The sequence below is a fragment of the Shewanella sp. VB17 genome, from assembly GCF_013248905.1.
Lineage (GTDB): Bacteria > Pseudomonadota > Gammaproteobacteria > Enterobacterales > Shewanellaceae > Shewanella.
The window spans coordinates 1,476,287-1,501,681 of record NZ_JABRVS010000001.1; the positions used below are offsets into that span (position 1 = coordinate 1,476,287).

Below are 25,395 nucleotides of genomic sequence, written 5' to 3' on the forward strand. Positions count from 1 at the left end.
TCTTCTACAGAATAATTGTTGAAATTCACTATAAGTCAGTCGTTATATACAGGGAGTTGTCAGTGTCAAAGTCTACAGCAATATCGATTAAGCATAGATTTACTCAAGTTACACGCTTTGAAAATAGAACACCTGAATCGTCAAATGAACAGATGCAAGATGCGTTTATCAAACTTGCGGATTTCGATCAAAGTGCTATCTATCTCACGCACTATTCTGGGTACAGTGAGTGGGAAAGGCACCCCGCTGGTGATGAATTAGTTCAAGTGATTGAAGGTGAAACAAGGTTAGTGCTCTTAAATGCAGGTGAGGAATCTAAACATACGCTTATGCCTGGCGAATTTTTTGTCGTACCTCAAGGTGTTTGGCATCGATTTGAGTCACCGAAAGGATTAAAGGTACTCACAATTACTCCGCCACCAACAGAGCATAGTATTGTTAAACCACAGTAATATTAAGCGTAGCTTCTCCCCCTAAATTTTGGGTTAGACAGCAATTGAAATGGTAGAGGACACACCATTATCCAATGAGCTAATACTAAAGATGAAATATTACTAACGAAGAGAGCTAGGTCACTGCCGTGAATTAATATAATGGAAAAGATAAACTAGAATGAGTGAAGTTATGAGTTGTCGTCTGAATGAAAGAAGTTGAAAGAATAATTCGTGTAGATCATGCTGGAGAATTGGGTGCTATTAGCATTTATAGTGCTCAACGTAAAATGGCCTGCTTTTTTTACAAAGATATTGTAGACAAATTAGATGAAATGCTCGCACATGAAAAGGAGCATTTTAATACGTTCAGTGCATGGTTAAAAGTTGTAAGTCGTATACGAGGGATGAATTCGACAGAATCCTTGCTGACGAAGGTCACAGCTTTATCTACACTCGATGATTACAAACATAGAGCCTAAATTTTAGTAAATAAGTGAGCATCAAACTTTCCATAGTATGATTTATTTTGAGTCTTCATTTTGTTGTTTTTCCTGCTCATTGAATGACATTAACACGCTTAGGCTCAAAATGGCCTCAACTTCAAAAACATTGCGAGTCGCTTGCAACCGCGATTGGTAATACTCCGCAAGTGGATTGGTTGATGTATTATGGAAAATGGTTTTAAGTGTCTCTAGCATGTTCATTCCTCTGATCGTTATTGGCTTAAGTTTTTGTCTACATCTTAATCTAAGCTTTTTTATTTGAGATAATTATCACTCAATAAAGGGGAGCTAAAAAGAGAGTGAGTTATATTATTTACTTCCGGTTAAAGTCGTAATCTTGGCTATAATGGCTTTTCAAGCCGACTTTTGGACTAAATGAGGAAGTTTTGATGGTGAGCTGGTGCCTGTTTTGAATAATGATAAAAAAATGTTGCATTTTTCTCGGTTAAGTCAGTTAGGTGTTAAACAAGAAATCGCCATCACCTTGCAAGAAGTGGCTGAAGTGATGTTTACCAGTTCCCGACATTGCCGCAGCTTGTTAAACGAGATGCGTGATGTAGGCTGGGTAGAATGGACACCTAAGGCGGGTCGTCATCAACGTTCTCGGCTTTACCTCGTTTATGCTGTCGATGAGCTGAAAGCAGAGCTGGCGCAGCAGATGATTGCCGTTGGCAAATATGAAAAAGCACTGATGCTTATTGATCATGATCAAACCTTGTTTGGGCGATTGCTACAAAGCACATCGGGCGCGGTACAGCGTGAAGGTCGTTTACACATTCAGCTCACTTACGCGCGTTCTTTTTCAGCTCTACTTCCGCATATCGCGTTAAGAAACAGCGAACGTTTTTTGTTACGTCAGGTTTATACTTGTTTGGTGCAGTGTGATAAAAATGGCATCATTAGCCCCCAGTTAGCTCATCATTGGGTTTACAATGAAGACAAGCTGTGTTGGCGGTTCTATCTGCGGCCAGCACTAACTTTTCATGATGGTAGCGCCATTAATGCTGATAAAATTGCGGAGTTATTTAACCGCCTAAAGCAATTGAAGGCATACCAAGCTGAACTGGCACATGTTACTTATATCACTGCGATAAATACCTTATGTGTCGATTTTCAACTTGATCAGCCAGATCCAGGTTTTGCAGGTCTCATTGCTGATGTAAAATATTCCATTCAGCCGTACTCTCAACTTAACCCACAACCACATTCTTTACCGTATCCTCACTTTAAGGCAACAGCAGCGATTGTAGGCAGTGGTGCATTTAGGGTACAAGAACACACGCAGCAGTATTTGCGATTGCAGGCCTATGATAATTATTATGGCTATCGCCCACTTACTGATACTGTGACGATTTGGCAAGTCGCTTCACCACAAAATAACTCATCGTGTACTAAAGGTATACAGGCTAATACGGTGCAAAAAACCAGTCAGATCCGTTCAAATTACGCCGCCAACTACCTAGCTAACAGCTTAGAGCAAGAAAGCAGTCTTGAACGAGAAAACAGCCCTGAGCAAGAAAACTGTCATGAACGGGAAAGCAGCCTTGAACGGGATCGCCCCTCAGAACAAGTAGTGGGCAGCTCTCAAAAGAGCCGGATAGAATATGGCTGTTTGCTGGCGATGATAAACAGTCATGCCAAGTTGTCGCTGGCGCAGAGAAAATACCTAAGCCAATTGCTTGCTGCTGATAATCTGATGCTTGAATTAGGTAAATCAACGAACCCGATTGAAGCCATCCCAGCATATAACCTACTTTCCAATTGGATAAACATTATTTCGATAGGGACCACTGAGCAGCCTTTACCAAGCAAACTGACTATCGCCATATTTGAACACCCTACCTTAAAAGAGTGTGCGCAGGCGATGAGCGTATTACTTGAGCAAGCGGGGATCGAGTGTGAAGTTAATGTCTATAGTTTTGAGGAACTCGTGCAAAAAGCCAATGCCAATACGCTGATAGAAGATCTAATATTGATCAGTCTGGACTTTGACGACAACCTGCCTACTTCGGTATTTAATTGGATGTTATCAAATGCAGTACTCAATCAAAGTCTGTCTGAGGAGGCGAGTCACTGGTTACATGCTCAATTAGCCAGTATTCGCCAACAGCAGCCATTAACAAATTATCTCACTAAGTTAGAATCTATTAGCACTACAATGATCACCGAACACTGGATGATCCCTATGTTACATCACAGGCAATGGCTGTATTTTCAAGGCGTACTAAAAGGGGTATCGATAAATGTTTGGGGTTGGCCAGACATACAAGATGTTTGGTCAGAAGAATACGCAGAGGTTGAGTGATGACTGGGGGATTAAAGGTCGATGCCTCATGGCTATTTATTATCAAGGTGAGTGCGGTATTGGGTAGAATGTTGAAGGTCGCTGCTTCACTTTTATTTATTGCCTCCAGCGGGTGCCGTGCAAGGTCTTGTATGTTCCAGACATACATTAGACATTCTCCTTCATCCATGAAGGTCAGACGCACTAATGTCGTGTTCACATGAATGATAGAGTAGCACTCTGTGCTACTTCGCCCTGAAATCGAAGTTAGGAGCTGCATATACATCTGTCTACTTGTCTCTTTTGGTTAGTTTTCTGGCTTATTTATGCCCCTTTATGTGTTTCCCAGCTCAAGAGACAACTTGTCCGAATATAGCTTTTGCTATAAAAAAGCTAATGTGAAAGACTTTTGTGTAGTCTAGTCTATAAGTTATGCCTGTCCCATCTCTTTTTATATATGAGCGTGACATCGGCAGAAATATGCGCGATTCGCGTACTATAAAATTGTTATAACCCAATTGGAAATCGAGATGGACTTGAAACAACAGTATGAAACATTGATGCGACAGGAGTTGCGGTCTCTTGGATGCAACAAGCAATTAACAGATGAACAGCTTGAAAAAAGAGATAAGAGAGATAGCTCTATTACCTCTCAAATTGAAGGTTATGAACTTTCACTACTTTCAAATTTTTTCTACTCGGTGACTCATCGCCTATTTATACAGAAACCGAGGCAGGTTATTAAGTATCGTGGGTTTGACGATAAAGGTAACTCAATAGGTATCGCTAATTTGGAGAAAAAAATAACTAAAGGCGATTCTCTAGTGCCCCATCTTAGCAAATCTATTTTCGATATTGATCAAGCTAAAAATAATGATTCAATGCTAAACGAATGGTCGATTTATCATTTTCATATCCCTACATCAGACGGAAATGGAGCATTCGTCACAAGAAGTAATGACCTTCTTTTTGCAATAATCACAAATGAAAAATTTATATTTCTGGATATTCAGCCACACAGTGACAGTGCCGGAACCTATGAGCCTTGGGTTGATATTAAAATCATTGAAAAGATTGAGCAGCATTATCCGGAATTATTAGAGCAACATTTTTTAGGCGAAGGAAAGGTACCTTTTACAGCCGAGCAAAGACAGAACCTAAGAGCCAGAAATGCTAATACCAATATCATTACAAGCAGTGGCAAAGAGTATCGTATTCCTGGTTGCTGTTCGGTTGCAGCTGGTCTTCCTGTAAATGCAGTCATTAAAGGTGATATGGCCATGAACGTTATTAGAGGTCTTTCAGAAGGCTCTGGTAACTCTTCGGTTACGTTATCTTTCGATGACAACTATGGTTTGGTAGCAGCGAGCAAAAGGTTATAATCGATGTATGAACTCCACCATCCTATTAACTAAGGTAAGATGGTTCGAATGACAAAAAACAGGAGTTCTTTATGATAAATTCTCAGATCATCGGTCTTGATTTAGCAAAAAACGTTATCCAGATTTGTAAGATAGATAGACATGGCGAGTTAATATCAAATAAGGCCATTAGTCCTAAGAAGCTAAAAGAACAGCTGGCAAAATCGATTACATCAATAGTCGCAATGGAAGGATGTGGCAGCTGTCATTACTGGGGAAGACTAGCAAAAAAGTATGGGCATGACGTCAGAATTATTAGCCCTAAAAAGGTAAAAGGTTTTTTACAGGGACAGAAAACTGATGCCAATGATGCGTTAGCTATCTGTAATGCAGCAATGCAAATAGGTATGCTCTTTAGCCCTATAAAAAGCGAAGAACGGCAGTCATTACAAACCTTAGAGTCAAGTCGTCAGTTTTTGACAAAAGAGCTAACAGCATTAAATAATCATATCCGTGCTTATCTGTATGAATATGGAATATCAATACCTAAAGGCCGTAAAAGTTTAAGAGAAAACATTGTATTGGTATTAGACAGTGAGGATGACCGATTACCTAAATCCCTTAAAAGTAGTCTACATGTATTATGGGAAAGGTATCAGTTGACCCTCTCCCAACTCAAAGCAATCGAAACAGCAAAAGAGACTTTGGTTAAGCAGTTAGAGCCTTGTAAAAGGTTAATGAAACTAGAGGGAATAGGGCCTGTCTGTGCTGCTATGTTGTACACTAGCCTTGGTGATGCCAGTGAATTTAAAAATGGTCGTCAAGCTTCGGTTTATGTAGGGTTGACACCAAAACAGCACAGTTCTGGCGGAAAAGTCTACATGACGGGGATTAACAAACAAGGTGGAAATAAACCGTTAAGAGCAGCTCTGTATCAAGGAGCACTTTCGGTTATTTCCCAACTAAGTGATGTTCCTAAAACTGTTAAAGAAGCCTGGTTACTTGAATTGGTAAAACGTTCAGGGATTAAACGAGCATGTATCGCTTTGGCAAACAAAACGGTTAGAACAGCATGGGCATTACTGTCAACAGGGAAAGACTATACGCCAACTTTACTAAATCAAAACTGAAAATTACAATTTAATGATGCAATTGTTTCGATATTTATTTGATTAATTAGGTAAAAGCAAAGAGTTCAGCAAGAATAACTAAACATAAACGGTAAGACCAACCTACCAAAAACCTGTGCTACCCGAAAGCCGTTATAGGCTGTCTAATCGAAAAGGATGGTAGGTGCGAAAACATCGAAGGCTAGAGGGTAGCTCCCTCAACTAGAAGCCGTATATACGCAAGCAGTTTACAATTTATGTTAATTATTATTGCTCAACAGGTGGAGTTCATATACGCTTTGGCAAACAAAACGGTTAGAACAGCATGGGCATTACTGTCAACAGGGAAAGACTATACGCCAACTTTACTAAATCAAAACTGAAAATTACAATTTAATGATGCAATTGTTTCGATATTTATTTGATTAATTAGGTAAAAGCAAAGAGTTCAGCAAGAATAACTAAACATAAACGGTAAGACCAACCTACCAAAAACCTGTGCTACCCGAAAGCCGTTATAGGCTGTCTAATCGAAAAGGATGGTAGGTGCGAAAACATCGAAGGCTAGAGGGTAGCTCCCTCAACTAGAAGCCGTATATACGCAAGCAGTTTACAATTTATGTTAATTATTATTGCTCAACAGGTGGAGTTCATATACGCTTTGGCAAACAAAACGGTTAGAACAGCATGGGCATTACTGTCAACAGGGAAAGACTATACGCCAACTTTACTAAATCAAAACTGAAAATTACAATTTAATGATGCAATTGTTTCGATATTTATTTGATTAATTAGGTAAAAGCAAAGAGTTCAGCAAGAATAACTAAACATAAACGGTAAGACCAACCTACCAAAAACCTGTGCTACCCGAAAGCCGTTATAGGCTGTCTAATCGAAAAGGATGGTAGGTGCGAAAACATCGAAGGCTAGAGGGTAGCTCCCTCAACTAGAAGCCGTATATACGCAAGCAGTTTACAATTTATGTTAATTATTATTGCTCAACAGGTGGAGTTCATATACGGGTAGCCGGAGGTGTCTAGCCTCCAGCCCCCACACCACCCTGCATGCGGCTCCGCACACGACTAAATGGATTTAGGAGGTAGGGCGAAGCAGGATGCCAAAGCCGAGGGCGGTTCATTTAGAACGCCTAACCTAACTTTCTGGTTAGCTTCTTATTTCGAGAGTGAACTGCGATCCATCCATCTCTTAGTGAACATAACCCCGCTTTCTTAAGATAGTCATTACTCAGCGCTTGCTGGATCCCTGGTGTTTTCGAGCTTCGCCATGGACCTTTACTTGTGATACCACAAGCGACAGCTGACTGGATCCTGACGCCACGTTTAAGTAAGTTTTGCACCTTAGTTCGTGGTTTTCGCCACTGGCGCCAGTAGCACATACGTACGCGACGGCGGATCCAGTGGTCTAAGTCGACACACCCTTGGTAAGCGTTAGCGATGCCAAAGTAGTTGATCCAGCCTTGCATGTATTGCCGCACTTTAAACAGCTGATAACCCATACTCACGCCCCAATTTCGGTTCGTCAGTCGTCTCATCTTTTGTTTGAAAATATGCAGCGTTTTAGCGTGCCACTGGATCTTCCCTCGGTTAAATGTAAACCCTAGGAACTTGCTTTGACCTACCTTAACCACTTGGCTTTTCTGTTCATTAACAACCAGTTTTAGCTTAGTGGCAAGGTAGCGAGTAATGCTCTTTAGTACCCGTTCACCCGCTCGAATGGATTTAACCAAGATGATAAAATCGTCCGCATAGCGGGCGAATTTATGCCCTCGGCTTTCCAGCTCTTTATCCAGACTATCCAACATAATGTTAGATAGTAATGGCGAGAGTGGACCGCCTTGAGGCACATCTTCAAAACTTGTTTCAAATTGGTCGTTGACCATCACACCCGCTCGAAGGTATTTACCAATAAGCGCCAACAGACGCTTATCCTGTACCTTGCTCCTCAGCTGAGTCATCAAGAGATCATGATTAACTCGGTCAAAGAACTTAGACAGATCAACATCAACGGCAAATTTGCGTTTCTGTTTGATGATATCCCTTACTTGCAGAACCGCTTGTTTGGCATTTCTGTTCGGCCTAAAGCCAAAGCTGTTAGCCGAGAAAAATGGATCAAACAGTGGTGTGAGTATTTGAGCTATCGCTTGCTGTATCACACGATCAATGACGTTAGGGATCCCCAATTTGCGTTTACCGCCATCGGGTTTGTCGATCTCTACACGCCTGACTGCTGAAGGTTGGTACTCACCTAGCTCAAGTTGACTTTTACACTGTTGCCAGCCGCCTTGTTGCATCCAAAGCGGGAAGGCATAACCAAGGAAACAAGTGCCAGACATTCATCTTCTACAAGTCTCCTTTTTTCAACATTACAACAGTTAACTAAGCCATATATGGACGCTCCCGGTTAGTCAAGCTAATACCTGCCTAACCAAGGTATTTTTAACCTCAGTTATCTACTTTCCTGCTACTAATCTCGTTGTCATTTGATGTGACTCTTTTCCGCTAAAAGCGGTTGTACTGCCATATATACGGGCTTAACAAGTCTTTTTTAAAAGGAAATGCGCCCCAAATGAAATCCGTACCCTTGCGCCTGTTAAAATTTAAACACCCATACGGATTATGTTTACTGCATATCCTTGGCCTGTTCTGGCTGACATTGGTTGGACTGAGCCATTACTTCATCGTTTACCACAACCTTGATTAGTTTTTAATGTGCTACCTTGCCGCTCTTATCACCCAGACGGGCTAAAAACCCTTGGCCTGACCGAGCTTGGCAAGATAGCTACAACACTTTTAACATGTGCCATGATAGCCACCATATTGAGCCTCATATGGGCTCTGTTTTTGAAGTAAAATCCATATCAGTCTTGCCAAACGATGTGCTGTTGCCACAACGGTACAGCATATGCTTTTTCGACCCCTCAGCTGATTTATCCACATGTTTAAATCATCTTGTTTTTTACTCGCATGACTGACGACTGTCCTTGCTCCATGGATCAATTGTTTACGTAAATAGCAATTACCTCTCTTGCTGATCTTACCGTTGACACTCTTATTACCTGAAGCAAATTGTTTCGGGGTTAACCCTAGCCACACTGCGAGCTCTTTTGGGCTGTTAAAGGCTTGGCCACCACCAATTGAGGCTGCAAATGCCGAAGCGATGATTGGCCCAACACCAGGGATTGTTAATAAAATTCTCCCATTAGGATCTCGCTTAACAATTTGCTTTATCAATGAGTTAATTCGATCAAGGCGCTGGTTGAGCGTTTGATATTCATCCCAAAAGTCATTGGCCATTAATTTTATCATTGGTCGCTGATGCTCATCACTCATAATTTCCCACATGGCTCTTTCAAATGCGCTGTAGCCTTGAGGAAAACTGAGGCCAAAATCAACAAATACACCTCGAACTTGGTTAGTACAGGCCGTTTTTTGTTTAACAAGGCGCTCTCTGATCCGGTGAAGCATTAATACTTCTTGCTGTTCCTCCGTTTTCACAGGTACAAAACGGATGTGAGGTCTGAAACTCGCTTCAAAAATAGCTAATACATCGTTTTTATCGTTCTTATTACCTCGAACAAATGGGGTCACATGTTGTGCTGGTATTAATTTAACGTTGTGCCCCATGGCAAGGAATTTCCGCCCCCAATAATGAGCTGAATAGCACGCTTCAAATATGACATCGCAAGCGGGTTGCTGCAGCATGAACTCAGCCAGTTGGGCTCGATTAAGCCGTTTATTGAAGACTGACTTTGCATGCTCATCCATACCAAGTACTTGGAAGACATTCTTTGCAAGATCGATAGCAATAGTGGTAACTTTCATAGTGGACGCTCCTTAATGTAACTGAATGGTGAAACATCAGTTTGGCGCATTGACGCCGAATTAGGGAGCGTCCATCTAATCACCCATAGTTAAAATACATTTACTGTTATCATCACTTAGTCGCTGCAATTGCACTAAGTGGACACCCATAATATTTTTAACATATCCTTGTGGTTATAATATGTCCATCAGTCTTATGGGCTGTCTTAAGGTTCTTGTGTCAGGATGGTTAGATAATAGTGCTAGATAAATCACCAATAAAGCTCAATCGAAGAGACACGTTTACTTACAATCCAATAATGTTAACTCAGAAGCGTAACAATGTGTTTAGTCTTTATTCAAATTTTTCCGATTTTAGTGCTGCTATTTCATCGTTTAATAACGGTCGCATTTCGCCTTTTTTGAGCTGACCAAGCGGTAATGTTTGTATGCGTACCCGTTTTAGGTCAATCACTTTAAATCCCAATGTTTGAGACATGCGGCGGATCTGTCGATTTAACCCTTGAGTCAGTATTATTTCAAACCTGTCTTCGCTTAAGCGTGTTATCAGGCAGGGGAGAGTGGTGACATTGCGATAGCTGACGCCTTGAGCCATCAAGAGTAAGAATGTATCGTCAAAGGCTCTATCGACGCTAACATGATAAACCTTACTATGACCGAAGTCTGGGTGCATCAGTTTTTGAGTGAGATAACCATCGTTAGTGAGCAGCAGTAAACCATGGGAATCTTTATCTAAACGACCAATAGGATACAGTCTAGGTTTGGCAGGCAATAGATGGATCAGACTGTTGGGGTCATCAGGTAACAGCCGTGAATCTATACCGACAGGTTTATTGAAGGCCCAATATTGTTTCGCTTCAATGCCAGTAATGGGCTTGCCATCGAATAATAGTGTTTCTTTGCTGCGATGAATATCAGGTATGTCGATAATGGAGATGGTGTCAATGTGGTTTGCTAAGCGTCCATCAATGGTTATCAATCCTTCTCGAATATAACGTGTTGCTGTTTTGCGCGAGCATAAGCCTGTTTGCGCTAAATATTTAGCGAGGCGCATTTTACTGGAAGGTTGTTCCATAATGATTTAGGCATGTATAAAATTTATGGGTTGAGTTTATCACTATCTTTCATTTTTGTGCGTAATTCGTTTTAGTTTATTGTCTATGGTTAACATGACAATCACGGGCTATGAGATGGGGGATATCGGCAATAAAAAAGGAGTGCGGTTATGCACTCCTTGGGGGGGTGATTATATCATTCAGTCTATCAAGGTTTAAGAAACTCGCTTGCGGACAATCACAATTGTGACAGCAACCACAGCCAAAATCATACAATACCAAGCGTGAGTTACGGCATCTAATGGCGAAATGCTAAAAATAGAAGCGATAAGCAGAGCTTGGGCGCCGTAGGGAATAAGGCCCTGAATGATGCAAGAGAAAATATCTAAGATACTGGCTGCGCGCTTAGGGGTCACTTGGTGCTTGTTGGCAAGTTCTTTAGCGATATCGCCAGTGACCACAATTGAGACAGTATTGTTGGCTACACATGTGTTAGTTAGTGCGACAATACCTGCGATCCCAAGCTCAGATGCACGCGTAGAAGCCCCGCCTTTAGACGTTGAAAATTGAGTAATAAGCTTTTCAATTTGCTGACTTACAAAAGCCAGCCCACCTTGTTGCTGCATCAGTGCTGCTAAGCCACCGACTAACATAGAGAGGAGAAAAATCTCCTGCATGTTACCGAAACCAGCATAGATGTCTTGACCAAATTGGATCACGCCGTAATCCAGGGTCAATAGCCCGGTTACCCCAGCTAATAAAATACCGACAGTCAGTACCACGAAGACGTTTAAACCGGAAACCGCCAACACTAGAATAGTTAAATAAGGGATAACTTTGATAAAATCTATCTCTTGGGCTGCGATATTAGCTTGTCCTTGGCCTGCAAAAGTGAATGCAATAAGCGTGATAATAGAGGCCGGAATAGCAAAGATTAAGTTCTCTTTGAACTTGTCTTTCATATCGCAACCTTGAGTACGTGTTGCTGCAATGGTGGTGTCTGAGATGATTGACAGATTATCACCAAACAGTGCCCCAGATATGACTGCACCTGCCATTAGCGCCAGCTCTATTTGCGCTTCATTCGCGACGCCTAATGCGATTGGTGCGACAGCGGCGATGGTGCCCATTGATGTGCCCATGGCGGTTGCGATAAAGGCGGCAATCACAAAGAAACCCGGAAGCAGTAAATTAGATGGCACTAAAGACAGGCCCAATGCCACGGTAGCATCGACGCCGCCAGTGGCTTTAGCAACAGCTGCAAAGGCACCGGCTAATAAATATATAAGACACATAGCGATAATATTCGCGTGACCTATTCCTTCGATAAAGGTTTCTATACTCTGGTTCAGTCTTTGTTTAGAGATAATCAATGCCAAGATGATAGCTGGTAAAATGGCGACAACACTGGGCAGCTGGTAAAAAGCAAAGTCGGTACCTTGACTCTGAAAATAGAGTCCTGCACCGATAAATAGCACTAGAAATAAAAATAGTGGTACTAAAGCGAAAAAGGAGGCGATAGGTGCGCTACCTTTGGCACTAAGATGAGTGTTTGGTGGAGTATTCGCTGAATTTGTCAAAGTATTTTCTCTCTTTCTTCGTTTATTCTTTAATTGAACCATTACTCGCTAATGTTCTTCTTGCTGGAAGACGCCGCCATATACGATCATGGAATAAGCTGTAGGGTACATCTCAATAGTTGAGAGGATATGAGATTTATAGATGCCTGTCAATCTAGACGTCTAGATGTTTTTACTTCTATATCCTTATTGGGTGAGTTAATGGTAAGTGATAAGATAAGATGTAGCGTGAACGCTCTGAATTTACTTGATCAATATGCTTGCATTGCATAGGAGCAATGTTAGATCCTGCGTCTTGAGGTCGTTTAGGTTATGATATGTTTTCATCATTGTAATAGCGCATATAATCTGGTTAGTGGATCGATAAAGAAGTAACCCATGAAAATAATTGAAATTGATAAAAGCCTTTACAGAAAAACCCTTAACTTAATGACGATTGTGTTAGTGATAAGTTTGAGTGTTTTATCATTGGTATTTGGTACGGCTTTGATCGCCGCTTTTGGTGTTAACGGCAGTGAAAATGTGGTCTCTGGAGAGTCGACTGGAAATTTTCATTTGAATTTACTCGGTGTTGTACTTGCTGCTGCGACTTGTGTTGGCGTCATTATTTACATTAAAGACAGGCCATGGCTAAAAGAGGTTTATTATGTGTGGCGACTCAAAGCGTTGCATAATCGAATCTATCGTCGACTTAAATCCATTAACACGGCTGCCAAATTGGGTGATGTCAATGCCTTGACCATTTTGAGCTATTATTATACGGGCTTAAAGCAGGTATACTTTTTAGATAACAACACTTTGACCATCAGCAAGGTCGACAATGATATTGCAGAGCTTGCAAGTACGATAGCTGAGTATCAGCTCAAGGTGTCTGCGGAGCAGTTTTCTGTCGTAATGCTTACTGATTTCTAATGCTGGTAAGGGGATATCCTTAGCTATTCAGGAATGACGGCACTGGTATCAAATTTAATTCTGTTCATTGAAATGTGGGTGGTAAAATTTTTTATATTGTCATCACTGTATAAGTAACGTTGGCAAAAATACTCATAATCTTGCATGTTTTCTACTGTGACTAATAACACAAAGTCAATTTCTCCTGTGACTTGGTAGCACTGTTTCACTTCAATTGCTGCTTTCATGTGTTTAATAAATTCGTTGTACAAGTCTAAACGGTCTCTTTCCATCTTTATATTCACTAACATATGCAAGCATGTGACGAGTTTGCTTTGATCTAATAAAGTGACTTGGCTGACAATAATCCCCGCATTTTTTAATCGTTTAACGCGTTTAAAGCATGCTGGAGGTGAGAGGCCAATGATGGATGCCAGTTTCACATTACTCGTTGAGGCATTTTGTTGTAAATAGCGTAAGATGGTTTTATCGATTCGATCAAGAAACATAATTAACTTTATTGCCGCCAAAAAGAAATATATAACATCTTTTGGGGGTGATTAGTGAAATAATTTCTCACTAGTTGATTATAATAGCGGCTAACAGTCATTCCAATAGTTAATCAATATGCTTTCAAGAGTCATTTTAGTTCAGGGTGTCAAAACACTATTTATCGATGTTTGGCGAGTGTATTTCACCTTATTAAAAGTCATGGTTCCGGCCATTATTGCGGTGAAATTGTTAGATATGATGGGGGGGACACAGTGGTTAGCAATGGTGTTAGCGCCATTGATGGACTTAGTCGGTTTACCTGAAAAAATGGGATTAGTGTGGGCGACAGCGATGTTAACCAATATCTATACCGGGATGGCAGTTTTTTTTGATCTTGCTAAACACGAGTCTCTGACGGTGGCACAAGTGTCAGTATTAGGCACCATGATGTTACTTGCACATGCGTTGCCCATTGAAGGGGCAGTAGCAAAATTAACGGGTGTATCTTGGCGAGTGACGTTAGCATTAAGGATCGGTGGGGGGCTTATTCTCGCCATCATAGTGCACCAAATTTATCAATTCGGGAACTGGCAACAACAACCTGCGGTATTTGTTTGGCAACCCGTTGTGACTTCACCCAGTTTACTTGATTGGGGGATCAGTCAGTTAACGATGCTGATCACGATTTTTTTTATGATTACTGCATTAACCATATTTCTGCGATTATTACGATGGTGTGGTGTCGAAAAACTTATTCAAATCTTGCTTTCTCCATTTTTAAAAGCCCTTAGCGTAGGTAAAGAAGCCACCAATGTGTGTGTGATTGGACTGACATTAGGCTTGAGTTATGGTGCGGGTTTGTTAATTGATGAAGCCCGAACGGGTCATATCAATAAACGTGATATCTTTCTAGTGGTCTGTTTTTTAGGGTTAACTCACAGTGTAATTGAAGATACCTTGCTTATTCTATTATTAGGGGCCGATATTATGGCTGTTTTATGGGGACGCTTGCTATTTGCCTTGGCAGTGATTGTGATCTTATCCCGTTGTATTAAGCAAGAATCAACGCAAGAATTATGCACTAAAGAGGTATCGTGATGGTGCTTTACTTGCAAATAGCGTAGATGTTGTGAAGCCTAAAAGCTTAGAGGAGGCGTCACTGTGGCACCTTCCTTTGGATACATAGCTAGTTCAATAGTTCGTGATCGGTGGGAAGTTGGCGAGTGATCCATAAAATGAGTTTATGCTTCATGCTGGGGCCGTCTTCCTTATCTTTAGCTAAGGGCTGAATGAGTTTATCTGTGACCAATAATCGATAAATGCACTCTACCTTATCTTTAGATGAAATCCCTTTATCAAAATCAGCAAACCCCCTTTTTTTCGCATATCCAACACCAATTTCCATCGCGAGCTTTAATAACTGTGGGTCGTTTTTACCTTGCTTCATATCAGGCTCCTTATGGGGGTTATGACTCACATTACCTCGAAACTGATTATTCAGTATTGTGAGGTGACTTGAGTACGAATTAATCTACCCTAAATTTAGGAGATAGCAATAGGCGGTTACGGCATAATGGCGTGTCTGCTTATTTTGCAAACGATGTGTTTTTTTATGAGTACTCCATCAGTTCAACGGGAGCGCCATTGACTTCAATGAAGGCGACCCTAAGTCCGTGACTGGGAGAATTAGGTTTAATGATCACCTTTTTATCTTTGAGCTCATGATCTAGATTATCGACGACAAAAGCCACATGGGGGACCGTTTTCACTAATTCAGGATAAGGAGCATCTTTCCAATAACGTTGCCATTGGATCCCGTAAGGATTATTTTCATGATCAGAAACCGTCATTTTCAAATGGGGTAACTCTATTTCACCTTCAAAACTGCTCTGAACTGGAATGCCTATGTGGTTGAATTTCATGATTACCTTATTTAACACTAATCGTTTATTTACCTCGAATATGGGGCAAATTTACATGCCTATAATCTTACAGTGTAAATACCGAATATACAGCCTGTTAAGCACTATTTTTCATGGACTAATCGTTGCCGCATAAGAGGTGATCCCCAATATTGTAGGAGCACATACAGCCCTTACCTTCAGGGCTTTTCATTCTCGCTGAATGAACAATGACTTAATGCATTTGGTATGATTAAGCGTTAGAAAATCCGCTAATCGCCGCTATATCTTGGTAGTTGGTGAAATACTGGTTAACTAATTTGGTTTTTAACGCGCCCTTTGCTATTTCAAGTACCGCATATACATATATAGGAGTGTGAAGAGGCGAATCAATTACCTGTGTTTTGGATATACCGTTATTACAAAACTCCAAGCTTGCGCTAACATCCTCCCAGCATCGGCTTCCCTCAGTGATTTCGGCGCAAACAACATATTTATACATTTTGTGCACATACTCAGTGTTAAATACCAAAGAGCAGTTACCGCTATCATGGTCATTGGCTATTTGTGCAAATGGGATGCCGTGGTCAGATCCTCTGTCACCGTCATCACTTCCACCATGAATAATCCCTCGTTGACCACTTTTAAGGACGTACAAACAGCTTAAATTCAGGGTTGATATGGCGAGCGTGCCACTATCAATGTAAGCCTGAGATGTATTGAATGTCTCTGCACATGATGGACCCCAGTTAAGCGTGAAATTGAGTTTTGATAAGCTTGTGGGTTCTTGGACTGTCGAACTATCAATACTGGGAATTTTAATACCTCGGGAAGATAAAACCCCTTGCATGCCAGAGGTATAACCTTGGAAATATGATTTTATTTTCCACTGACCGTTAATGTTATAAATATGAACCAACTCGATAGCGTTTAAGGCTGTTTCAACCACGCCAGACTGACAACGGGCAACAAGCGTATTGACTAGCGAGCTAACCAAGCAACAATCGAAGGTGGCTGCTGATGGGCTATTACGCTGTGCGTAAAGCACTATCATGTTAACGGTCGGTTCAAGGTCGGATATGTTTAAAAAGAGTGTATCTTTAGACAAAGACAGGCCAGATTCTGCCCCTAACGTCTTAAAGCCATCTTTGTTGCCCAAAAGCACACCCAAGTCCCATCCTTGAGTTTCAACACTCAATTTATATGCAAGGCTTGCATCAATAACGGTATTTTGCCCTTTTATTAGTTCCACAATTCATTCCTTAGAGGTGACTTATTAATCCTTAATGTTGGCGATGATCGCCATTGCCGAGAACGGCATTGTTGGATCTTCTAAAACCGTGATCTCTTTCTCTGACGCTAATACTTTCAAGTGTCTGACATCAGGATCACAGCTATCTTTTACTATTAAAATTCGAGGGATACGGCGCAACATCACGCGGGTAGCCTCCGCGACGCCAGGTTTAATCTTATTGATGTCATCGACATTAAATTTTTCAATAACCTTGCTTAAAAAAACGGATAGGTTTTCTTGGCGAGACTTTCTCCAAGCTTGGGTTGAATTATCCATGGCGATACCGACGCTTTCAAAGCGAGAAACAATGCGGTCGACAAACCAATGAGTGAGATCGTGCTTGGCTAAATGCTCATAGACGATACATTGATGGTATCCCTCAACGTCATCAAGCATCATAGTGCGAGAAACCAAGCCCGATACCGTGCTATTAAGAACGCCGGATGGAATGGCATAATCGTCTGTTGTTGCTATGTATTCAGCGCTTCCGCTGAGGTCAGAAATGACACACAGTTCATCGCCAATGCAGTAATCACTTTTACGATTCCAATCATAAATCGCTGACTTGAGCTCCCGATTAATGACTCCCTTTGCTGTCCAGCCATCGACAAATACAATCGAGTTTGATGCACGACCTGAGTTGGATATGTGCTCCAGTGCGGCGCAATCAATTCCCCGATCGCGGATAATAGAAATAGAGTAATGTTTTACATCTTGGGTGTAATACGCTTTCAGTGCTCGGGTGATAAGGACGCCTATGGGGGTGCCAGCGCGAGCCAAAGAGACCAAGGTGATGTGATCCCCTTTTTGTTGATAAAGCTTTTTGGCCAGTAGTTTCACCTCTTCGGCCAGTCGATCCGCATACTGTGCAACCAATGCTTTGAACGTATCAAGGTAAGCTTGTGTAGGCACCTCTTCAGCGGTGATCATCTTTGAGTAATGAATGCCACCGCGCTGTAATAAACGCTCTTTTTCACTGATACTTAAGGGGGTGATCTCGGTTGTTTGCAGCAAAAACTCGCAATCTTCCGGCGAATAACTCCCGCTAAAAATCTCAGTTTGTTGTTCTGTTATATTATTCATGTGATGTTGTCTGATATTTGGCTAACACAAGGAATGATGTGAAAGTGGCATTCGGACATAAATGGCAAGTCTGACATACTGTCACCCAAGCCTAAGTACATTTGCTCACCTTTGAACTCTGTTTGATATCGCTGCTTAAGAAATTGCACAGCCCTTTGCTTGCTTGCATAAGGAGGTAGAAAGGCCAGGTTTCGATTGTTGACATGAACATAAAATCCATCGGTAACACTGCCGAAGTTATCTGGATGGATCTGACGTAAATCGTCAGTGTCGCCTTTGATACAAAGGTAACAAGGGTAGCCATAATCTTCGACAATTCGAACCCGCAGGTCTAAGTTACGGGACTTAATATGTGCGCAGGCTGCTGTATGTAACTCATCCATTTTTGCACTCCACAGTCCAACTTCAACATCGAGCACATGCTTCCATTCGGGGTGGATATTGTTGTCGGCATCCAAAATAATTGCGCCGTGGGAGGCGACCTTATCGCCACTAAACTGACATAAAACTCGACTTAACGAATCAGTACGTCGCCCAGTAACGGGCACTAGCAAGGCGTTGCGTGAGAGCATCTCAAGCATCTTATTCTGTGCGTGAGAGGCATAAGCACCAATGTCACCGTTGGGTAAAGTGGCGGCGACGTGCAGTCCTTCCATAGAATCAAATTGGCGAGGTGAGCTGAACAAGGTGTCATCAAGATCGGAAAAAGCGATGATCATGGGGCTTCCCCCAAAATAGCGGCTTGAGCGTTCAGGAGCTTGTGCAGCGGGCTGTGAATATATTGTTCTCTATTTTCATAGAGTATAATGGGAAGACGATCTTCTGGTAAGTTGTATAAATAGTAATTGGCTTCATTACCGGGATCGTAAAAGGTTAATTTTCTGGTAATGCTGCCGCCTTGGAGGATTGGAGAGCGGCCTGTCGATTCAAAAAGCACATCGATACCAGCTGTTTCCATTGCTTCAGCAAACAGGAATGGTTGATAGATAAATTCCCCCGTACCGATGACGATATACTTGGTTGATTTTAAAAGATTTTGAGGCGCAATGTGTTCACCTTCAGGTGAATAAAATGCGCAGGTATTTAGCTTGTCTATCGAGACACCCTTACGTCCAAGATCTACTCGGCACACTGCTTTAGAAAGTGTGCTAGCAGTGGTATTGGGAAGCTTAACCACCTTATTGCTGGTTTGGGAGAAATTAAATTCTCCTTTTAATAAACTGTGGAATTGAATGTCTACATTCTCGTCACTGTCAAAGATAAGGCTTTCGGTTTTTTCTGGCATCCAGTTCACAAGAGAGACCCAGTGAACTCGCGTTAAATTCGGTAGGTAGTTATTTATTCCCTGAGTTAATTGATTTAGGGTGTTGCCTGTGCTGATTTCATCATCAACCAAGACCACATCGGTAATGGTGTCAATATCGACATTCTTACTTATATCGTAAATCAAATGCTGAGGTGCGTGACTGTGGGACTCAAAAACATCAAACGCAATGGGTTCAGCACATTCAAATCGAGTGGTTTGTGCATAATACACATTATGTTGGCTATTATTTGAGAGTGCATCTGCCACACCAGCCCCTAGACCAGTAGCAGTTTCAGCAACGCCAAACACCAGACAATGACCTTCTAGTGTTATTTTATTGCTCAAATCAAGGTAGGTTTTACGCATGTCGGATGGCAGGCAAGGAATATACTTGCCTAACACTTTTGATAAAAATAAGAAGGCACGTTTGGGATTTTCTCTGGATGCGAATTCGAGTAATTTCGAGATGGAGTAGCTCGATGGCTGCACCTGAACTTCTAAATTTCCCGCACAAAGTGCGACTGTACATTGGTTTTGCATTCATCTTCCTTTAAAAAAAAAGAGAGCTAAGCCCTCTTTTTTTTCAAAATACAGTGTTTAACCTATGTTAACGCCGTATTCCTGTGCTAATGGCTTTAATCCGCCGTTGAAACCTTGACCAATGGCCTTGAACTTCCACGCACCATTGTGACGATATACTTCACCGAAAATCATTGCGGTTTCAGTAGAGTAATCTTCAGACAAGTCATAGCGAGCAGCTTCGGTACCAGTGGCTTCATCCTGAATACGAATAAAAGCATTAGACACTTGGCCGAAGTTCTGGTTACGTGCAGCTGCATCGTGAATGGTCACTGCGACAGCTAACTTATTAACGTTTGCAGGTACTTTTGATAGGTCCACTTTAATCGACTCATCATCGCCGTCACCTTCACCAGTGGTGTTATCACCAGTATGTTCAACTGATTGGCACACTGATTTCATGTTGTTATAGAAGATGAATGAATTATCATCAACAACTTTACCGCTCTCAGCCAGAAGGAATACTGATGCGTCCAAGTCGAAGTCAACGCCATCAGTGGCGCGAGAATCCCAACCTAAACCAATGATCATTTTCACCATACCTGGTGCGACTTTTTCCAATGATACGTTGCCGCCTTTTGATAAAGATACAGACATATTTCTTCTCCATTTGGATAGTTTATTGACCCTATTGGGACAGATTAAATTAAGGAATGCCCTTAAATTATGTGGTGCTGAACAATGGAACCTGCCGTAACAATGAAACCATGATCAACTTGCTCAAGCATATGTACATCATCGGGTTGATTACCGTAAGCGGTTGTGCTGAGCAGGCTCAGTTTATTTAATTGCTCTTTAACAGCAATCCACTTAGCGACTCGTGAGCACTCTTGCCCTATGACAATGCCACGTGTTAAGTCGATATGGGTACCAATCACCAAATCCACGTTAAGACCCATTGCATTGACAATTGAAGCAATGTAAACCTGAGGGGAGGCGGTTGCTACGATAACAAAATTCCCTCTGTTTGTTGCTTCAATCAATCGGTCAATAATGGGCTGGTTACTTGTCAGTGCCGCCGAAGCCATCTTGCCAGTGACTTGGATGTCGTTAACAGTCATGCCAGTTAGAATTTTCGAATATAGGCATTGCTTTACGGCTCGACGCAACTTGTAGCCAAATGTGAACGTTAACAGTGATTTGATCACCACAGGAACAGCATTAAGCCAATAGTAAGGGCCTGATAACTGCTTAAATAAAAAACCTAAGCTATTTTCAAGCACCATGGTTTGGTCGAAATCGAAAATGACGACATGGCGATCCATCTTTATCGTACCTTAAAGATCAAAATCACCGGCTGCTACGCCTATTTCAACTGCGATCTTCTTGGCTATCATCTTTTCAGAAGAGTCGAAATCACCATCAGACTCTGCAATGGCAATGATCATTCGCATTAGTGTGCGACATTGAACATCGTCACCGCGAATGGTATTTAATGCCTCGTAGGCTTTTGTTTGTCCTACATCTGCATCGAATTCAAAGTAACCAAGGTATTCGTTAAACACCTTAATGACAGCTTCGGTATCGAACACTGACAGGGCTTCATTACTACCAATCATACGCATCATTTTGGATTTTTCTTGTGATGAAATATCCCCATCAGCACGGGCGATTAATACAGAGCCTGCAGCCATAGCATTCATAAACTTTTTGTTTTTAAACTGTAACGCCGAGGTTTTTAAATCTTGTGCTGCGTCTTTTGCACCTTTCCATAATTTATTTAACATATACTGCTCGCTTATAAAGAGATGACTAGAGGTATAGCTCTGCAACCGTCTGCAGTGTACCTTTTAATTCGCGGTCTGCTGTCGGTTCGCCTACAGCGCGGAACTTCCAACCATTGTTATGTCGATACATAATGCCAAGGACCATTGCGACAGAGCCATTAAATTTAGCATCGTTAGCTATGTTGTAGTTTGCGATAACATTATCTACGCGAGTGGGTGTACCTTCATACAAGCGAATACTGGCAAACGGAATAGTTTTAAAATCGTGGCCCCCAAAGCTGTTGAGCACAATCGCCACTTTATCTACGGTTGCTGGCAGAGTATTCATTTTGATAGTGATAATTTCATTATCAAGACCATCATCACCATCCATGTCACCGGTTCTATCATCACCACTATGTGAAATGGCACCATTGAAGGCTTTCAAATCGCCAAAATATACAACCGCACTGAGTTGCTTATTAGCATCAAAAGCGCCGACACTTGCGTCAAGGTCTACCGCTTCTTTTTTTACACCACCAAAGAAACCTTTCTTTTCGATAGCTCCCCAGTTAACACCGACACAGACTTCGTTTAGACCACTGCCATTTTTCTCGAGACTGATCCGCTGTCCTTTCTCTAAACTAATCATGTTGTATTCCTTTTTTTTAGTGTGTTAGTCAATTAAATGTTATTTCAATTATGCTTCGGAAACTTGATTTTTTACTGCTAAGGAGTGAACAAAAGCCACCGCAATAAACCCTGCACCAATTAAGCCTGTAATGACTTCTGGTACATGAATGAATGTTTTCAAAAACATAATAATGGCGAGCGCGATAATGGCGTAGAAAGCGCCATGTTCTAAGTATCGATACTCTTCCAAGGCGTTCTTTTCCACGAGCATAATCGTTAGGGATCGAACGAACATGGCACCGATACCTAAACCAATTGCAATAATAAATAAGTTGGTTGTGATAGCGAAGGCGCCTATCACGCCATCAAAGCTAAATGAAGCATCCAACACTTCAAGATAAAGGAACATACCAAGGCCGCTTTTGGCTACTGCAGTGGTGGCATTGTTTTCTGAACGAGTTCCTTCATTATTTTCCATCAGTGATGCAATTTTGTGGATCACTGTGAATGTGGCGATACCGCATACGCCAGATAATATAAATGAGTACTGCTCAACCTCAGACAAGTAAATTTCAGCAATAAGGAATATTCCCAAGGCCGCCAGTATTTCAGCGGCAAACTTAAATTTTCCTAGATATAAAAGCGGACGTTCGATGGGGCCGACCCAATGATCATCTTTATCTTGGCTTAAGAAAAAATGTAGGCCGACTAATAATAGGAATGCACCACCAAACCCCATCAGAGAGATATGGGCGCTTTCCATTAACATTTTATATTGAGATGGGTCATCTATTGCAATTCTTATGGCTTCCCATGGCGAGACTGCTGCAATGACGGAGACTACGGCGACAGGAAATACAATACGCATGCCAAAAACGGCAATGAGGATCCCCCAAGTTAAAAAACGTTTGCGCCAGACCTCGTCCATGTCTCGCAATACTGTTGCGTTAACGACGGCATTATCAAATGACAGTGAGATTTCAAGCACTGACAACACGAAAACTAAAAACAAAGCTTCAAAGCCGCCTATGCTGTAACCTGCGACAGCACCTGCGAATGTGACTAAAAAACTTCCCTTAAAATACTTCAAACTGTCCATTTATTATTGCTCCTATATATACTCAAATGGCATGCGGGTTCTGATGCCGTGAGTATCGTTATTTTATGGGAAAACATGGCGGTGAATATAACAATTAGTCTTAGATTAACCAAACTTTTTTAAATTAAATTTTGTACATAGTTCTTTTGTTATCAATATGTTTCTATTCTGGAGTGTGTTATTATTAGCTTGACGATTTGATTATTATTTAGGAGAGAAAAAATAAGCTCAAATTAAGCTCAATAGATCGGTTATCGGCAGGGTATTTTTCGCCACAACTTTAATATCAAATAAAGATTCGGATAAACAATATAATCAGCCTTCATTCAAAGGCCAATTCATTTGGCGCTATTGCAGTTATCTTTTTCTACTTACTGAGATTGACGGTATCTATTATCCATTTTTGTAGACCTTTGGTGTTGGTCATGTCTCCTTTAAAAATATATTGAGGGAGGTAACTTTCATTATTACCTCTGAGCCGTTTTCGATAGACCTTTTGTGCAAGGCTAAACCTTCCTAGTCCACTGTTTAAATTGATGATTCGAATATCCATATAAACGGTGTCAGCTGAGGTTTCTTCACCTACATGTATTAATCCCGGAATCGATAAACTGAGATCCGCGAAATCTAAACAGGCGCTGCCACAATAACTGTCGGTTAACAAAATGGTTTTTCCTTGGTACGAGGGTTTGGTTGTTAATTGCTGGAGATCTCGTGATGGGACAGGTTTAGTTTTTTCATGTGTAATCTCACTTTCCGATTGAGCTTGTTTGACATATTTCTGATTGTTTTCTAGTGCTTCTTTCATATTAACTTGTGTTTGGATGAAGGATTGGGTTATGTCGCTCTCGCCACCAAACTGCTGAATTAAACTGTCTTGTATGCTCGATAAATTTGCCAAGTTATCAGGGCTTACTCGCCAAAGAGCATAACTATTATCAGGTGTGAGAGTCGATAATTCTTCTATGTATTGCTTGCCATAGATAGCCTGAGCAATATCGACCCCCCATTGAGAATTACCTCCTCCATTGCCACGCACATCAAGTACGATCATTTCACTGTTTCTAAGCTGTTTGATTTGTTCAATGATGTCTTTTAGTGCTGTGGATTCGACTGCGTTGGTATTAAATGTCGGTAAAGTTAACCAGTAATGATGGGGGAGAAACTCGAGAAGTGTAAACTGACTTGGTAAGACACCAGTGTTTAGCTTATCGGTGAGTTTGGTACTATCAATACTGTTCCAAGTGAGCTCAAAGGAGTGCGTATTACCATTAAATGTAAAGTCGCAATGATTAGCTTGGCTTCGCTCTCCTATACCATCGTGGATGAGGAGTTTTGGCGCGTAGCGGACTTTTCTAGCATTAAGCTTGTTATTGTTAAATCGGTAGCGGAGAAGATCTTCTTGCATGATGTTAGGAGTACTTCGCTTGTCGCAAGAGGTGAGTGTTGCACCAATAGGGGGTAAGGGAGTGGGCCAGTTTAATTCACGATAAGTGACATTATAGTCATTACCTTGCTTCTTGATCCCAAGACCTGCCCAAGATTGATAACGAGCTTGATAGTTGAATCTTATCCCAAAATGCCCATCGGCAAATCCTGCTACGTAGTAAATCAAACTGTTCATGGCATCTTGAAGTGATGAGGCTTGAGTCGCTCGTTCAAGTCCTTCAAGATAACCCTCTTCTAGCCATTTTTGAAAGTAAGGATTCTCATCATCTACAGCTCCTGGATGATTGGCTTTGGTCGTTTGGTAGATTTGTTGCAGATCTTTGGTTGCTAGTTCTGCCCAAGGGTTATCAGTTAGGTCTGTTGTTATTGAGGGCGGTGTATCGGTGGCGCTCAGTTGAAAACTTATTACTAAGACGAGAGGAAGTAAAAAAGGTTTAAACATTTATCAATTTTCCTTTTGAAATATCACTTATTATTGTATTTTTGTGAATCCTTAAGACAAGGACGGGCGTCAGTTTACGATACTCAAATGGTATAAACCAGTTTATTGAATGTTAGGTGGACTGTCGTACCTTGATATTTATATTCAAAACCTTTACCTGTTGGTGAATTATCAGAATTATTGTTAACTCTTAACAAATCAGGTAATCATGGTTTAACATTTTTAAGATAAGCGATTCATATGAGTTCTGCTGAAAACAGTAATTGAGCAATTATAAATTGAATGGATTTGATTCGCCATAATTAGGCCTGTCTCTTGGTCTGTTCTCTAACCGCGACATCTCTTTGGTTAT

General features: G+C 41.3%; 25 protein-coding genes. 7 read left to right on the forward strand and 18 right to left on the reverse strand.

Annotated elements, in window-relative coordinates; translation table 11 throughout:
* Positions 1 to 62: 62 nt before the first annotated feature.
* Together HQQ94_RS06275 and HQQ94_RS06280 are read left to right on the forward strand one after the other, a co-directional pair.
* On the forward strand, positions 63 to 452 hold the full coding sequence (locus tag HQQ94_RS06275; RefSeq protein ID WP_173293612.1) for a cupin domain-containing protein: 390 nt from the start codon (positions 63 to 65) through the stop codon (positions 450 to 452).
* Between the two features lie 188 nt (positions 453 to 640).
* The gene (locus HQQ94_RS06280; RefSeq protein ID WP_173293613.1) at positions 641 to 913 is read left to right on the forward strand and encodes a demethoxyubiquinone hydroxylase family protein; all 273 of its coding nucleotides are present in this window, start codon (positions 641 to 643) and stop codon (positions 911 to 913) included.
* Between the two features lie 42 nt (positions 914 to 955).
* Here HQQ94_RS06280 and HQQ94_RS06285 read toward each other — a convergent pair whose 3' ends face one another.
* Entirely contained in the window at positions 956 to 1,132 is a 177-nt protein-coding gene (locus tag HQQ94_RS06285) for a hypothetical protein (protein ID WP_173293614.1), read from the reverse strand.
* 232 nt (positions 1,133 to 1,364) lie between these two features.
* Here HQQ94_RS06285 and HQQ94_RS06290 point away from each other — a divergent pair, with 232 nt between their 5' ends.
* The 3 genes from HQQ94_RS06290 (at position 1,365) to HQQ94_RS06300 (ending at position 5,712) form a co-directional block, all read left to right on the forward strand.
* A complete protein-coding gene (locus HQQ94_RS06290) occupies positions 1,365 to 3,242 on the forward strand; it encodes an SgrR family transcriptional regulator (protein WP_173296542.1) in 1,878 nt (625 codons plus the stop codon).
* A 509-nt stretch (positions 3,243 to 3,751) separates the two neighbouring features.
* Entirely contained in the window at positions 3,752 to 4,603 is an 852-nt protein-coding gene (locus HQQ94_RS06295; RefSeq protein WP_173293615.1) for a hypothetical protein, read from the forward strand.
* Positions 4,604 to 4,674: 71 nt separating this feature from the next.
* Positions 4,675 to 5,712 (forward strand): IS110 family transposase, encoded by a 1,038-nt coding sequence (locus HQQ94_RS06300; protein WP_173293616.1) that lies wholly within the window; start codon positions 4,675 to 4,677, stop codon positions 5,710 to 5,712.
* Positions 5,713 to 6,838: 1,126 nt separating this feature from the next.
* On the opposite strand, the gene ltrA is transcribed toward HQQ94_RS06300, so the two are convergent.
* The 4 genes from ltrA to HQQ94_RS06320 all read right to left on the reverse strand — a co-directional run bounded on the left by ltrA (position 6,839) and on the right by HQQ94_RS06320 (position 12,168).
* Positions 6,839 to 8,044, reverse strand: a complete 1,206-nt coding sequence (gene ltrA, locus HQQ94_RS06305) for a group II intron reverse transcriptase/maturase (RefSeq protein WP_173293617.1) — start codon at positions 8,042 to 8,044, stop codon at positions 6,839 to 6,841.
* 457 nt (positions 8,045 to 8,501) lie between these two features.
* Positions 8,502 to 9,533: an IS110 family transposase gene (locus tag HQQ94_RS06310; protein WP_173293618.1), complete on the reverse strand. Its 1,032-nt coding sequence runs from the start codon at positions 9,531 to 9,533 to the stop codon at positions 8,502 to 8,504.
* A gap of 334 nt (positions 9,534 to 9,867) precedes the next feature.
* Positions 9,868 to 10,608: an RNA pseudouridine synthase gene (locus HQQ94_RS06315; RefSeq protein ID WP_254304012.1), complete on the reverse strand. Its 741-nt coding sequence runs from the start codon at positions 10,606 to 10,608 to the stop codon at positions 9,868 to 9,870.
* Positions 10,609 to 10,803: 195 nt separating this feature from the next.
* Positions 10,804 to 12,168 carry a Na+/H+ antiporter NhaC family protein gene (locus HQQ94_RS06320; RefSeq protein WP_217274005.1) on the reverse strand — a complete coding sequence of 455 codons (1,365 nt, stop codon included), beginning with the start codon at positions 12,166 to 12,168 and terminating at the stop codon, positions 10,804 to 10,806.
* A gap of 378 nt (positions 12,169 to 12,546) precedes the next feature.
* Between HQQ94_RS06320 and HQQ94_RS06325 the strand changes: the two genes are divergently transcribed.
* Complete coding sequence (locus tag HQQ94_RS06325) at positions 12,547 to 13,080, forward strand: DUF3087 domain-containing protein (RefSeq protein WP_173293619.1); 534 nt, start codon at positions 12,547 to 12,549, stop codon at positions 13,078 to 13,080.
* Between the two features lie 23 nt (positions 13,081 to 13,103).
* Here the strand turns inward: HQQ94_RS06325 and HQQ94_RS06330 are convergent, their stop codons facing one another.
* Positions 13,104 to 13,568, reverse strand: a complete 465-nt coding sequence (locus HQQ94_RS06330; protein WP_173293620.1) for an Lrp/AsnC family transcriptional regulator — start codon at positions 13,566 to 13,568, stop codon at positions 13,104 to 13,106.
* Between the two features lie 118 nt (positions 13,569 to 13,686).
* Between HQQ94_RS06330 and HQQ94_RS06335 the strand changes: the two genes are divergently transcribed.
* On the forward strand, positions 13,687 to 14,649 hold the full coding sequence (locus HQQ94_RS06335; RefSeq protein WP_173293621.1) for a hypothetical protein: 963 nt from the start codon (positions 13,687 to 13,689) through the stop codon (positions 14,647 to 14,649).
* 88 nt (positions 14,650 to 14,737) lie between these two features.
* On the opposite strand, the gene HQQ94_RS06340 is transcribed toward HQQ94_RS06335, so the two are convergent.
* From HQQ94_RS06340 to HQQ94_RS06395, 12 genes are all read right to left on the reverse strand, one after another.
* A complete protein-coding gene (locus tag HQQ94_RS06340) occupies positions 14,738 to 14,998 on the reverse strand; it encodes a DUF5062 family protein (RefSeq protein ID WP_173293622.1) in 261 nt (86 codons plus the stop codon).
* 163 nt (positions 14,999 to 15,161) lie between these two features.
* Positions 15,162 to 15,473: a VOC family protein gene (locus HQQ94_RS06345; RefSeq protein ID WP_173293623.1), complete on the reverse strand. Its 312-nt coding sequence runs from the start codon at positions 15,471 to 15,473 to the stop codon at positions 15,162 to 15,164.
* 232 nt (positions 15,474 to 15,705) lie between these two features.
* Positions 15,706 to 16,704, reverse strand: coding sequence for a hypothetical protein (locus HQQ94_RS06350; protein ID WP_173293624.1), 999 nt, complete (start codon positions 16,702 to 16,704; stop codon positions 15,706 to 15,708).
* 24 nt (positions 16,705 to 16,728) lie between these two features.
* Complete coding sequence (locus HQQ94_RS06355; RefSeq protein WP_173293625.1) at positions 16,729 to 17,829, reverse strand: cysteine protease StiP family protein; 1,101 nt, start codon at positions 17,827 to 17,829, stop codon at positions 16,729 to 16,731.
* Positions 17,826 to 18,548: a hypothetical protein gene (locus HQQ94_RS06360; protein WP_173293626.1), complete on the reverse strand. Its 723-nt coding sequence runs from the start codon at positions 18,546 to 18,548 to the stop codon at positions 17,826 to 17,828. The genes HQQ94_RS06355 and HQQ94_RS06360 overlap by 4 nt, the downstream gene beginning before the upstream one ends.
* Positions 18,545 to 19,675 carry a phosphoribosyltransferase domain-containing protein gene (locus tag HQQ94_RS06365; protein ID WP_173293627.1) on the reverse strand — a complete coding sequence of 377 codons (1,131 nt, stop codon included), beginning with the start codon at positions 19,673 to 19,675 and terminating at the stop codon, positions 18,545 to 18,547. Before HQQ94_RS06365 ends, HQQ94_RS06360 begins: the two co-directional genes overlap by 4 nt.
* A 57-nt stretch (positions 19,676 to 19,732) precedes the next feature.
* On the reverse strand, positions 19,733 to 20,311 hold the full coding sequence (locus HQQ94_RS06370; RefSeq protein ID WP_173293628.1) for a TerD family protein: 579 nt from the start codon (positions 20,309 to 20,311) through the stop codon (positions 19,733 to 19,735).
* Between the two features lie 62 nt (positions 20,312 to 20,373).
* Positions 20,374 to 20,979, reverse strand: coding sequence for an HAD family hydrolase (locus HQQ94_RS06375; protein WP_173293629.1), 606 nt, complete (start codon positions 20,977 to 20,979; stop codon positions 20,374 to 20,376).
* 12 nt (positions 20,980 to 20,991) lie between these two features.
* Positions 20,992 to 21,441, reverse strand: coding sequence for a tellurite resistance TerB family protein (locus tag HQQ94_RS06380; protein ID WP_173293630.1), 450 nt, complete (start codon positions 21,439 to 21,441; stop codon positions 20,992 to 20,994).
* A 25-nt stretch (positions 21,442 to 21,466) separates the two neighbouring features.
* Positions 21,467 to 22,072: a TerD family protein gene (locus HQQ94_RS06385; protein ID WP_173293631.1), complete on the reverse strand. Its 606-nt coding sequence runs from the start codon at positions 22,070 to 22,072 to the stop codon at positions 21,467 to 21,469.
* A 48-nt stretch (positions 22,073 to 22,120) separates the two neighbouring features.
* Positions 22,121 to 23,152, reverse strand: coding sequence for a DUF475 domain-containing protein (locus tag HQQ94_RS06390; RefSeq protein WP_173293632.1), 1,032 nt, complete (start codon positions 23,150 to 23,152; stop codon positions 22,121 to 22,123).
* 367 nt (positions 23,153 to 23,519) lie between these two features.
* A complete protein-coding gene (locus HQQ94_RS06395) occupies positions 23,520 to 25,043 on the reverse strand; it encodes a S41 family peptidase (RefSeq protein WP_173293633.1) in 1,524 nt (507 codons plus the stop codon).
* Positions 25,044 to 25,395: the final 352 nt, after the last annotated feature.

Bases quoted from the DNA above. Each gene is read 5' to 3' on its own strand.
- HQQ94_RS06280 (WP_173293613.1), top strand. From the start codon at position 641: ATGAAAGAAGTTGAAAGAATAATTCGTGTAGATCATGCTGGAGAATTG.
- HQQ94_RS06285 (WP_173293614.1), bottom strand. From the start codon at position 1,132: ATGCTAGAGACACTTAAAACCATTTTCCATAATACATCAACCAATCCA.
- HQQ94_RS06290 (WP_173296542.1), top strand. From the start codon at position 1,365: ATGTTGCATTTTTCTCGGTTAAGTCAGTTAGGTGTTAAACAAGAAATC.
- HQQ94_RS06295 (WP_173293615.1), top strand. From the start codon at position 3,752: ATGGACTTGAAACAACAGTATGAAACATTGATGCGACAGGAGTTGCGG.
- HQQ94_RS06300 (WP_173293616.1), top strand. From the start codon at position 4,675: ATGATAAATTCTCAGATCATCGGTCTTGATTTAGCAAAAAACGTTATC.
- ltrA (WP_173293617.1), bottom strand. From the start codon at position 8,044: ATGTCTGGCACTTGTTTCCTTGGTTATGCCTTCCCGCTTTGGATGCAA.
- HQQ94_RS06310 (WP_173293618.1), bottom strand. From the start codon at position 9,533: ATGAAAGTTACCACTATTGCTATCGATCTTGCAAAGAATGTCTTCCAA.
- HQQ94_RS06315 (WP_254304012.1), bottom strand. From the start codon at position 10,608: ATGGAACAACCTTCCAGTAAAATGCGCCTCGCTAAATATTTAGCGCAA.
- HQQ94_RS06325 (WP_173293619.1), top strand. From the start codon at position 12,547: ATGAAAATAATTGAAATTGATAAAAGCCTTTACAGAAAAACCCTTAAC.
- HQQ94_RS06330 (WP_173293620.1), bottom strand. From the start codon at position 13,568: ATGTTTCTTGATCGAATCGATAAAACCATCTTACGCTATTTACAACAA.
- HQQ94_RS06335 (WP_173293621.1), top strand. From the start codon at position 13,687: ATGCTTTCAAGAGTCATTTTAGTTCAGGGTGTCAAAACACTATTTATC.
- HQQ94_RS06340 (WP_173293622.1), bottom strand. From the start codon at position 14,998: ATGAAGCAAGGTAAAAACGACCCACAGTTATTAAAGCTCGCGATGGAA.
- HQQ94_RS06345 (WP_173293623.1), bottom strand. From the start codon at position 15,473: ATGAAATTCAACCACATAGGCATTCCAGTTCAGAGCAGTTTTGAAGGT.
- HQQ94_RS06355 (WP_173293625.1), bottom strand. From the start codon at position 17,829: ATGAATAATATAACAGAACAACAAACTGAGATTTTTAGCGGGAGTTAT.
- HQQ94_RS06360 (WP_173293626.1), bottom strand. From the start codon at position 18,548: ATGATCATCGCTTTTTCCGATCTTGATGACACCTTGTTCAGCTCACCT.
- HQQ94_RS06365 (WP_173293627.1), bottom strand. From the start codon at position 19,675: ATGCAAAACCAATGTACAGTCGCACTTTGTGCGGGAAATTTAGAAGTT.
- HQQ94_RS06370 (WP_173293628.1), bottom strand. From the start codon at position 20,311: ATGTCTGTATCTTTATCAAAAGGCGGCAACGTATCATTGGAAAAAGTC.
- HQQ94_RS06375 (WP_173293629.1), bottom strand. From the start codon at position 20,979: ATGGATCGCCATGTCGTCATTTTCGATTTCGACCAAACCATGGTGCTT.
- HQQ94_RS06380 (WP_173293630.1), bottom strand. From the start codon at position 21,441: ATGTTAAATAAATTATGGAAAGGTGCAAAAGACGCAGCACAAGATTTA.
- HQQ94_RS06385 (WP_173293631.1), bottom strand. From the start codon at position 22,072: ATGATTAGTTTAGAGAAAGGACAGCGGATCAGTCTCGAGAAAAATGGC.
- HQQ94_RS06390 (WP_173293632.1), bottom strand. From the start codon at position 23,152: ATGGACAGTTTGAAGTATTTTAAGGGAAGTTTTTTAGTCACATTCGCA.
- HQQ94_RS06395 (WP_173293633.1), bottom strand. From the start codon at position 25,043: ATGTTTAAACCTTTTTTACTTCCTCTCGTCTTAGTAATAAGTTTTCAA.